Source organism: Nibrella saemangeumensis (assembly GCF_039541915.1).
Classification (GTDB): Bacteria; Bacteroidota; Bacteroidia; order Cytophagales; family Spirosomataceae; genus Nibrella; species Nibrella saemangeumensis.
In genome coordinates this window covers 19,517-29,957 of record NZ_BAABHD010000064.1, presented here as the reverse complement: position 1 = coordinate 29,957, position 10,441 = coordinate 19,517, and the positions used below count along the sequence as shown (strand labels likewise).

Annotated in this window: 9 protein-coding genes; 6 read left to right on the top strand and 3 right to left on the bottom strand. The window is 53.4% G+C overall.

Annotation, left to right across the window (positions count from 1 at the left end; genetic code table 11):
- Positions 1-137 precede the first annotated feature (137 nt).
- The 5 genes from ABD949_RS18840 (at position 138) to ABD949_RS18820 (ending at position 5,582) form a co-directional block, all read left to right on the top strand.
- Entirely contained in the window at positions 138-1,076 is a 939-nt protein-coding gene (locus tag ABD949_RS18840) for an IS3 family transposase (protein WP_345245823.1), read from the top strand.
- A 48-nt stretch (positions 1,077-1,124) separates the two neighbouring features.
- Positions 1,125-1,964, top strand: a complete 840-nt coding sequence (locus ABD949_RS18835; protein ID WP_345245821.1) for a DNA methyltransferase — start codon at positions 1,125-1,127, stop codon at positions 1,962-1,964.
- Between the two features lies 1 nt (position 1,965).
- Positions 1,966-4,608 (top strand): DEAD/DEAH box helicase, encoded by a 2,643-nt coding sequence (locus ABD949_RS18830; protein WP_345245819.1) that lies wholly within the window; start codon positions 1,966-1,968, stop codon positions 4,606-4,608.
- Positions 4,609-4,683: 75 nt separating this feature from the next.
- Positions 4,684-5,118, top strand: a complete 435-nt coding sequence (gene parS, locus ABD949_RS18825; RefSeq protein ID WP_345245817.1) for a type II RES/Xre toxin-antitoxin system antitoxin — start codon at positions 4,684-4,686, stop codon at positions 5,116-5,118.
- 5 nt (positions 5,119-5,123) lie between these two features.
- Complete coding sequence (locus ABD949_RS18820; RefSeq protein ID WP_345245815.1) at positions 5,124-5,582, top strand: RES family NAD+ phosphorylase; 459 nt, start codon at positions 5,124-5,126, stop codon at positions 5,580-5,582.
- 12 nt (positions 5,583-5,594) lie between these two features.
- Here ABD949_RS18820 and ABD949_RS18815 read toward each other — a convergent pair whose 3' ends face one another.
- Together ABD949_RS18815 and ABD949_RS18810 are read right to left on the bottom strand one after the other, a co-directional pair.
- Positions 5,595-6,518, bottom strand: a complete 924-nt coding sequence (locus ABD949_RS18815; protein WP_345245813.1) for a CPBP family intramembrane glutamic endopeptidase — start codon at positions 6,516-6,518, stop codon at positions 5,595-5,597.
- Between the two features lie 24 nt (positions 6,519-6,542).
- Positions 6,543-6,887 carry a hypothetical protein gene (locus ABD949_RS18810; protein ID WP_345245811.1) on the bottom strand — a complete coding sequence of 115 codons (345 nt, stop codon included), beginning with the start codon at positions 6,885-6,887 and terminating at the stop codon, positions 6,543-6,545.
- Between the two features lie 193 nt (positions 6,888-7,080).
- Here ABD949_RS18810 and ABD949_RS18805 point away from each other — a divergent pair, with 193 nt between their 5' ends.
- Positions 7,081-9,840: a vWA domain-containing protein gene (locus ABD949_RS18805; RefSeq protein ID WP_345245809.1), complete on the top strand. Its 2,760-nt coding sequence runs from the start codon at positions 7,081-7,083 to the stop codon at positions 9,838-9,840.
- 73 nt (positions 9,841-9,913) lie between these two features.
- Here the strand turns inward: ABD949_RS18805 and ABD949_RS18800 are convergent, their stop codons facing one another.
- Positions 9,914-10,348 (bottom strand): Hsp20/alpha crystallin family protein, encoded by a 435-nt coding sequence (locus ABD949_RS18800; RefSeq protein ID WP_345245807.1) that lies wholly within the window; start codon positions 10,346-10,348, stop codon positions 9,914-9,916.
- Between the last annotated feature and the right edge of the window lie 93 nt (positions 10,349-10,441).

Below are 10,441 nucleotides of genomic sequence, written 5' to 3'. Positions count from 1 at the left end.
GGGCAGTGATGTTGAACAGACATGACAGGTAATTCAAGTTTGGCGACTTAAAATTACCGCCCGACTGGGCTTTTCACTTCATATCATTACTTTTTCAGGACTACCAAAAAAAGCATTGCCAGAAAGGGCATCGGATCATGATCGCCAACGAGTTTATTCAGCAGGGCTACCCGCTCTATCAGGTGCTGCCCTTATGTGGCCTAAGCAAGAGTTCCTATTACTATGCTCCCGCTGGTGGTAAGAGAGGCCGAAAAGCCAGTGCTAGCACCCAGAGTCAAGCAGGCATTCTGTATAGCAATGAATATGTATTGGACCGCATCAAATGGCTTTTGGCGCAGGAGTTCGTCGATTATGGCTATGAGAAGGTAACCCACTGGCTTAGAGCCAGCGAAGGGCTGGTGATCAACCCAAAGAAAGTCTACCGACTGATGAAGCAGGCCCGTTTTCTAAGCCATCGCATTAGAAGAAACAAAACAGGTAAGCGTATTGCTCAGGAGTTACTACCCCAACCTGTTCTACCCTTTGAATGCATGCAGACTGACATCAAGTATATTTACATCCATGGTCAGCACCGAAATGCCCTGTTGGTGACGGTTCTGGATGTATTTAGCCGGGGAGTCCTGGGCTATAGACTGGAGTGGAGCCTGAGCAAACACCAACTCATCGAGTTGATGAAAGAAGTGCTGCACCACTACCAACTGCCTCAGAAGGTGAGCCTAAGGACTGATAACGGTAGCCAATTTGAAGCCGGCTTGTTTCGGCAATACCTCAAGGAAATGGCCATAGACCATGAATTCACCCATGTAGCTACTCCGCAGGAAAACTGCTATATCGAATCATTTCACTCGATTGTGGAAAGTGCTGTATGTGCCAAATACGAGTTCGAGAGCTTGGCGGAAGCCAAAGCCACCTTTAGCCGATTCATGAATTTCTACAATCAAGAAAGGCTGCATGGCGGTCTAGGCAATCGTTCACCGAACCAATTCCTTGACAGTAAGCAATACCTTCAAAAACTAAGAACTTTACCCAGCCACCAACAATTGAAAATAACCCCAAAAGACAACACCCATTTGTAGAATCCGCTTCCTATTTTTAGGGGGTTAGGACAGTTTCCTCCCGAAACAATGAAAGAAATGCTCAATGCTGAACGAATAATCTTTGGTGAAGACGAAAGTAAAATCATTGAGATAAAGCTATACGTAAAGGATTATCGGGCTAAGTTATCCAGTTTAATAGAACTGGACGGGCGGATTGGCACTAACAACATTAAGGAAATATTTCCCGAGAGCAAAAGACAATTTGATTATCCAAAGCCGTATTCATTATTAGAGGAAATCTTTAGTTACGTCACTTCAGAAGACGACATTATCCTCGACTCCTTCGCCGGCTCAGGCACCACGGCCCATGCAGTGTTAAATCTGAACAAACTGGATGGCGGTAAGCGGCAATTCATTCTGGTGGAAATGGAAGATTATGCCGAAACCATTACGGCTGAGCGAGTCCGGCGGGTCATCGACGGCCACGGTGGTAAAGAAGGCACCGGGGGCGGGTTTACGTACTACGAACTCGGGCCGGCGCTGTTTACGGAAGAAGGCCTGCTAAACGAGGAATTACCGGTAGAGCGGATTCGGGAGTATGTGTGGTATTCGAAAACGAGGGCACCTCACCGAAACGTCGTACCGCCCCCGCCCCCTTCTCCTAAAAAAGGAGAAGGGGGTACGAATGTGAATGGTACCGGTGGGCTTGATAATCCGTATTTGCTGGGGGTGCAGGAGGGAACGGCCTACTACTTTTATTACGAGCCGGCCGAACACACTACCCTGGATTATGAGTTTCTGGCGACGATACAGACAAAGGCGGAGCAGTATGTGATCTACGCCGACAACTGCCTGCTGCCCCGCGACTGGCTCCAGCAACGCCAGATCATCTTTAAGAAAATCCCACGCGATATTTCAAGACTGTAAAGTGGAACTGAAACCCTACCAGGCCGGCGTTATCCGCGACCTCGATCGCTATCTGGCCTATATACAGGAGACGCACCGCTACGATGTGGCCTATAACCACTACTGGCGCGATCAGGTCGGCGACTACGATCCGTTGACCGGTACAGGTATGCGACCTTACCAGAACAACATTCCCGGTACGCCACACGTCTGCGTGAAAGTGCCCACGGCGGGCGGCAAAACGTTTATTGCCGTCAACGCCCTGCGCACCCTGTTCGACGCCTACGCAACCGACCGGCCCAAAGCCGTAGTCTGGCTGGTACCCTGGAGCAACCTCCTCGATCAGACGGTGCGCAACCTCTCCAGTCCGGCTCACCCCTACCGGCAGAAACTCAACAACCTGTTTAACCACCGGGTCGCGGTGTATCAGAAGAAAGATCTGTTGCAGGGAGCCAATTTCAGTCCGGCGGTGGTGCAGCAGCAACTGAGCATCTTCGTGCTGAGTTTCGGCAGTCTGCGGGCCACCCGCAAAGAAGACCGGAAAATCTTCGAGGAAAACGGAGCCCTGGCTACCTTCGCCGGCCAGTACGAGTCTGACCAGCACCTGCTGGCCGACACCGATCAGACCGCCCTGATTAACGTCATCCGTAGCCTGACACCCGTGGTGGTGGTCGACGAAAGCCACAATGCCGAAAGCGAGTTGAGCGTGGAGATGCTGCGCAACCTCAACCCGTCTTTTGTGCTGGACCTGACTGCCACGCCCAAAAAGAACGCCAACATCGTAAGCTTTGTGCCGGCCATTGCGCTGAAGAAAGAGCACATGGTAAAACTGCCCGTGATTGCCTACAACCATCACGATAAAACGCAGGTGGTCGAGAGCGCCCTAAACCTGCAACGGCAGTTGGAGCACCTGGCCAAAGCTGAGCACAAAGCAGGTGGCCGCTATATCCGGCCCATTGTGCTGTTTCAAGCCCAGCCGAAAACCGGCGACGATAACACGACCTTCGAGAAACTGAAAGCGCAGTTACTTAAGCTGAACATACCGGCGGAGCAGATTAAGATCAAAACGGCCACCATTAACGAACTGGCCGGGGTAGACCTGATGAGTCCCAAATGCCCGGTGCGCTACATCATCACGGTCAACGCCCTGAAAGAAGGCTGGGATTGCCCGTTTGCCTACATCCTGGCGTCGCTGGCCGACCGGTCGTCGGCGGTAGACATTGAGCAGATTTTAGGGCGGGTGCTGCGGCAACCGTACGTCATGCGGCACACCAACGACCTGCTAAATGTGTCCTACGTGCTGACGGCATCGGCCAAATTCAACGAAACGCTGCAAAGCATCATCCGGGGGCTGGAGTCGGCCGGTTTCAGCCGCAACGATTATCGGGTAGGCGAAGCGCAGCAAACCGACAGCCCGTATAAACCAGTCCCACAGGTGATGCAACAAGATCTGTCTCCGGAAGCGACGGAGCCGGTCAGCGACGACATTGAACCGGACAGGATTCACTTTGACCCTACGGCCCCGCTGGAGGAAGCGGGGATCCCGTCACTCTCACCCGCATTGGCCAGTATCACGCAACTGGCGGTGGCGAAAAATCAGGCATTTGACCAACAGATCAGACAGCAGGAGACCAGCGACCCGTTGCTCCTGTTACCCGAACTTGGCGACAAAGTGAAAACATTCGCGATCAAAGAAGACTATGCGGCCCTAGCCCAGATGCTGAGCCTGCCGCAGTTTTACCTGTCGGTACCTGCTATCGGCCTGTTTGGCGAGGGGGAGCGCGTAGTGCTGAATCAGGAAGTCCTGCTGAAAGGCTTCAAGCTGGCCGAGGAGGACATCAAAATTGACTGGGATACCGTCGACAGCGAGCTGTACAAGATCGACCTCGAACACACGCAGGGCAACCAGTACCGACCGGTATTTCTGCAAATTGACAATATACAGGTGAAAGAGGTCTTTGTCGATTACATCCTGAGCAAACCCAAAGCGGGGCAGGTAAAAGACCTCGCCCACCGGCTGATGCAACAAATCGGCGATATGTACCCGATTCCCGACGCGCAGATCAGACTCTATCTGGAGCGCATTCTGAGCAGTTTTGATACCGAACGGGTCAAAGACCTGCTGGCGCGGGAATACACCTACCGCGACAAGATCAAGAAGAAAATCCGCGCGCTGGCCGATCAGTACGCCGAAGAGCAGTTTAAAAAGGAGTTGATTGTTGGCCGTATTACCGTTGAGGCAGGGTTTACGTTCAGGAAAGCGATTGTGCCCGGCACGCTGGGAAAATCGCTGGGTAAGTCTTTGTACGAGCGGGAAGGCAGCATGAACGGCTTCGAGGAGCGGGTCATATCCGAATTAGCTGCGCTGCCCAATGTGGTATTCTGGCACCGAAACCTGGAGCGGAGCAAGGGCTTCGCCATCAACGGCTTTAAATCCAATCATTACCCTGATTTTGTGCTGTATACGCAAAAAGGCACGATCATCGTCCTGGAAACCAAAGGCGACGACCGCGACAACTCCGACAGCGCAGCCAAGAACCGACTGGGTCGCACCTGGGCCGAACGGGCCGGCAAAAACTACAAGTACTTTATGGTCTTTGAGACTAAACGCCTGGACGATACCCACACGATTGCGGAGGTGAAGGACCTGGTGGGGCGGCTGTGAAAGCCCCAAAAACTGCCAGTTTGCAATAGTATTACTGTAAAAAAGCAGTTATCTTTACGCAAACGCAACGCGCCAATGGCTACAGGAACACGACAATCCTCCCGCAACCCGGCACCGGTTTACCAGCCCCGGCGGGCATCCGGTTTTACCATCATCGAGCGGGCTCGCGAGGGCGTTTCTACCAGCCAGGCAGATCAGTTGGCTTACTTGCTGAATGTATCGTTTAAAGAACTGGCGGCTATTCTGCAAATGGCCGAACGAACGCTCCATCGCTTCCGGAATGAGGGGCGGCTTGATGCCCAGGCATCCGAGCGGTTGCTGTTATTGGAAAACCTGGCCGCGCATGGCCTGCTCGTTTTCGATAACCGGGCCGACGCCCTGGCCGACTGGCTGCGGTATCCGCTACGGGAACTTAAAGGACAGGCACCGCTTCAACTCCTGACCACCATTAGCGGTTTCGGTCTGGTTGATGATGTGTTAACCCGAATTGAATACGGTGTATACGCGTAAGTCTGATGCTGGTTTATCGACTCTACAAAAGCGCTTACATTACCGAACCTTTATCGGCCGAGGGAGCCCGGCGGGCGGGTGGGCGGTGGAATCCCAAAGGCTATCCAATCCTGTATACATCGGCCACCCCTGAACTGGCGCTCCTGGAGATCGTGGCTCACCTGAATCCAGCTTATATTCCTGACTTCCATTTACTGGTGCTGGACATACCGGATACCTACCGGACAGTATCGATAACCGATTTACCAGCCGATTGGGAGGCTGAATCGCATTACGAAACATTGCAGTATCATTTAAAGGATTGGCTACTTCAACCGGATGTACTGACGGTATCTGTCCCCTCGTCCATAGTAAGTCGCTCCCGCAATTATCTGCTGCATACGCAATATCCCGGTATTCAGGAAGAGGTAACGATTATGGAAAATGCTCCTTTTCGGATAGACTCCCGCCTGGTCGCAAAATGAGGTTATCTGGTTTTACAGCCGACTACCGCTTAGTGCGTTGATTGAATAAACGGCATGTTCAGCGGCCGTACCGGCCGACTCTGGAACGTCGACCGTTACCTTTGGCGAAGGCGATAAGGTAGCGGGGCGGTAAACGAGCCAGATATAGAGACCCCAGAGCGTAATCAGCGCCCCGGTGTAGGTGCTGAGCTGCGGAATGTTGAGATCGGCCATAAAGACCACATCCATCATGCTGTGGAACAGGGCACAGGCCACTACACTGCCCCGCGACGAGTTGAACAGCCAGGTAAACAGCATTCCGCCGGTGACCAGACTGAACAGCCAGCCGATGACCTCGCCAGCGCCCATGTGCATGTACCCACCCAGCGGATTAAAAAACAGCGGCCAGTGCCAGATGGCCCAGCATCCGGTCAGGATCAGATTGGCGGTAAAAGCTGAATACCTGGTCTGGAGCCGGGGTAAGGCAAAGCCCCGCCAGCCGACTTCTTCCCCAAATCCAAAGAAGAAAATGTTTACTGCGATGTAGGACAGGGGCGACAGAAAACCAAACTCCTGACCGGCAAACAGGCCCTGCCAGTTGAATAACTGCTGCACCGGGGGTGCCGTCATGCCGATAATCACCAGCAACAGCGCAATGGGAGCCCCAAAGCCAATTGCCAGCCAGCGCACCGACTGCCAGCCGAACCGATACCGCCCTCCTAACTGCCGGATGCCTGCCAGACCGTTCTCCCGGTACAGCAGCACCAGCGCTGCCAGCATGGGGCCCATACAGCCCAGCAGGTGAAAATAAGGCAACTGGTCAGCCGGAATACCCAGCGGCAGGTAATAGGGCGACCACAGCAGCCAGGAAATGGCATAAGCCAGCCCGAAGAATCGGGCCAGCTGCCGGAATAAGGTTTGTGATGTATTTGTTAGTTTCACCTGAAGCAAGCGCATAGGGGTGGATCAACGGTCACCCGGTCAGGCCAGGCTATTAAAAACGTTGAACAGAATGATTGCCAGGTGGACAATGGCGCTGAGCGTGAAAGCCCGGAATATATGTTTTACGTGTAAAGCGGACAGGACCGGCACCAGTACCATCAGGAAACTGAGGATACCTACCAGGAACTGCCAGTCACCACCGCCCTGATACGCCATGGACAACAATAAAGCCGGCGAAAAGACACACCCCTGAACGGCGATGGCGGTAGCCGCCCAGCCAATCCGGTTAAATTCAGCCTTGTTTGCAAAATCGTTAAACAGCGTTGAAACACTGGCCTTTTCTGAAGAGGTATAAACTGAGGTTGAGTGCGAAAGCGTTGCCATGATTCTGTGTATTTTGTTTGTTCTTGATGACACAAAATTAGCGGTACGCGCCCGGCTGAAATATGATGGTAATCAGGCCGGAACCTGAGTTTCGTTAGCCGAAATGCATAATTTTACCGAGCCGTTTAAGCGCTCCCAACCGTTTCCTCAATGATTCGACCGGTTCGGCGGCTTATCTTACTATCTTTCGGTTATGCAGACTTTTCTTCGTAGCATCCTGATCGCCTTATCGTGCGGTTTGGTGCAGGCTCAATCGCCCCAGCCCCCGCTGAACCGGTATATGGCATTCGTCAACCAGTCGGTGGATGTATGGACCAGCCGCCTGCAGATGCTGCGGAACTACCAGGACGCCGTGAGCCTGTACCGGCAAAACCCCGACCGCCTGCTCCGGCTTTCTTCGTCGGGGCCGCTGGAAGAATACTACTACCAGCAGGCCCTGACCAGTACCGGCCTCGCCCCCGCCGACAAGCAGCGCCTGACCACCGGAACGCAGGCCCTCTGGCAACTGCTGACCAAACTGGACCAAACGGCCAAGGGGCTGGAAACCTACGTCCGGCTGAAAGATTACCAGCGCGATAACCTGCAACAATCCGACGCGCTAATTGGTCAGATGCAGGTTCTGTTCGGCCAATTTAGCCACGAACGGGAATCGTTTGCCCAGCAGGTACGGCAGGTTTACCGACGACACCAGCCTTACCAGCCGGCTGATCCCTACCTGTACACCGAAAACGAAATGGAGCAGGTATTGCGCAGCCAGCAGCAGTTGCTCGATGCGCTCACGTATACCCTGAACGAAGACAGTCCCGCTGCCTGGCCGGTAGAGGCCGTTCAGCAAAGTATGCTAGCCGATGAAAAACTGCTGGCCGATTTTGGTAAAGCACAGGCGAAAATAGCCAACCCGGCGTCTGATATGGTCAAAAGTTTTAAGACGGCCATCCAAACGCTGCAGGATGTGAAGCGGAGGGCCATCAATGAGTATACCTATGCCGCCCGGCAGTCGGCGCGGCACGGCAACGCGGTTTATTTGTCCCTGCTGCAATATGTCAATCAGGATTTGCTGGCCAGCCATCAGGCGTTTGTCAACTACAGCCGTACGGCCCGGCAACTGCTGGATTATCCTAAATACCCTCCGGTATTTGTGCTGGAGGGTACGCCAGCTGCCGGGCCGACGCTTTCCCGAACCCCTCCTTTTGCGGATAAGCCCCTGGTAACCATTAACCCCAAACCGGCGGCTGCTCCGGTAGACCGGCCTACCATGCAGGCGCTGAATGGCTACATCGACTTTACAAACGAATCCCTGCGGCAGATGCACCAGCTCCAGGTGCTGCTGCGCAATTTTCAATCATCGGCGGAATATTACCGCGACCCGACCAGGGCGCAGAAACGGGCTAACCTGACGTATAGCCATGAGTCGTTTAAGGTCCCTTCGGCCGATTACCAGTTGCTGATCAACAGCAGCCGGACCATTCCAGAGCCCTACCGCACGGCCATTAACATCCAGGCGGAGGTGTTGCTGAACATGCTGAACGAAATGAACGGCCTAAGCACTGAGCTAATCGCCTACACCGCCGACAAGCAGTACCTGCAGGATCAGTTGCAGCGTTCTGACCTTATTCTGGACCGGTATGCGTACCTGTTCGATCTGTTCGACCAGAAGAAAGAGCAGCTGTATCGCGACGTACGACGCATCTACGAACGCTACCCGGTGGCGAATCTGGCCAGCGCTTGGAACAAAGCCGGTAAAGCCCTGCTGCAGGCGATGGATGATAACAAAACCGTTTTGTTTGGGGTGAAGGCGTACCTGAAGAATGAAACCGGCCAACTACCCGTTACCACGCCAATCGAGGCCGATAGCCGGAGACTCATCAGTGAAGAATACGAGAACTTGAAAGGGTTACAGCGGCTGGGCCGCAGCAACGGTCTGTGCCCCTACTCGCCCTACGAGGACATTGCCGAGAACTCAATGAAATTTGCTGAGATGGCAAAGGACACTCGGCCAGCCTCCACGCCCTCAACCCCGCATCAATACCAGTTCTTTTATTACTTTTTCAACAACCAGTTCGTCTACCAGTACAACAAGTTTGTCGAACTGGCCAAAGAGCCCCTGCTGAAGGTGGTGAATCAGCCCGATATCTTTGTGTTGCGCCGGGCCACCGCACTGGCGTCGGCGTCTCCCTCCCCCAACCCCGCCGACCAGCCAACCCAGACCATGGCCACTACGACCAAACCGGTAGCGCCACCAACCGGGCAACCCAGCCCAACCCAACCAGTAAACCAATCAACCACTCAACCACTCAACACCACAACCCTAAAGCGCGATACCATCTACGTAGAGCGTACCCGCGTGGACACGGTGTATGTCGGGCGGCCGGGGCAGCCGGAAGTCAACCGGACGCTGAAGGGATTTGCAGCTAACAACATGGTGCTCCTGCTGGACGTATCAGCGTCAATGGATTCACCCGTCAAACTACCGCTGCTGAAGCAGTCAATTAAATCGCTGCTGTCCCTGCTCCGGCCCGAAGACCAGATTGCCGTGGTGGTGTATTCGGGTAAAGCCAAAGTGGTGTTACCGCCAACCTCCGGTGCCAATATAGATGAGATTGTCCGCGCCATCAACACCCTGCAGTCCCGAGGAGATACGGATGGCAATGAAGGCCTGAAACTGGCTTATAAAGTGGCCAACAAAAACTACATCCGCGCGGGCAACAACCGGATTGTGCTGGCCTCGGACGGTGAGTTTCCCGTTAGCGATGAAGTCCTTCAACTAATCAGTGAAAATACCCGTCAGGATATTTACCTGAGCGTTTTCACGTTTGGAATAAACCCAAAAATTGGCCTGAGCCTGAAGCGCCTGAGCGAGTTGGGAAAAGGGACGTACACCCATGTCACCCGCGAAAACGCCGACCTGCAACTGATTCTCGAGGCTCAAAACAAACCACTTCCCCAAAAATAACGAGGCCACCACCCAATGGGCAGTGGCCTCGTCAAAAAGCACTTAGTTCAACTATACTTCAGACAGCCTCATCTTACGCGACGGCGATTTCTTTCGGCTGCACTTCTTTTACTTCTACTTTCGGCAGGTCCAGCTTCAGAATACCATCCACGTAGGCCGCCTGAATCTGATCAGCGTTTACGTTCTTCGGCAGACGGAACGACCGCTCGAAGGCCTGAATACCGAATTCTTTACGGGTGTAGTTCTCTGTTTTCTCTTCGGTAGCTTGCTCCTGCTTAAACGAAATGGTCAGGGTGTTCTTGTGAACATTTACCTTGAAGTCTTCTTTCTTCAGACCGGGCGCGGCAACTTCCAGGTGGAAAGCGCCCTCGTCTTCTTTGACGTTTACGGCCGGAGTGTGAGCATACCCAGTCCCGCGGTTAACGGCTGGACGGTTGTAGTAGCTGTTCAGAGCAAGCATGCGATCGAACAAAGTCGGAACGGTGTTATAACGCACTAATGTAGTCATGGCTATTATCTTGTGTTATCGTTTTCGATTGAATACACTACTTCTTAGTCAAATTGTATACCAATGGAATTTCACAACCTAAACAAGACAAAA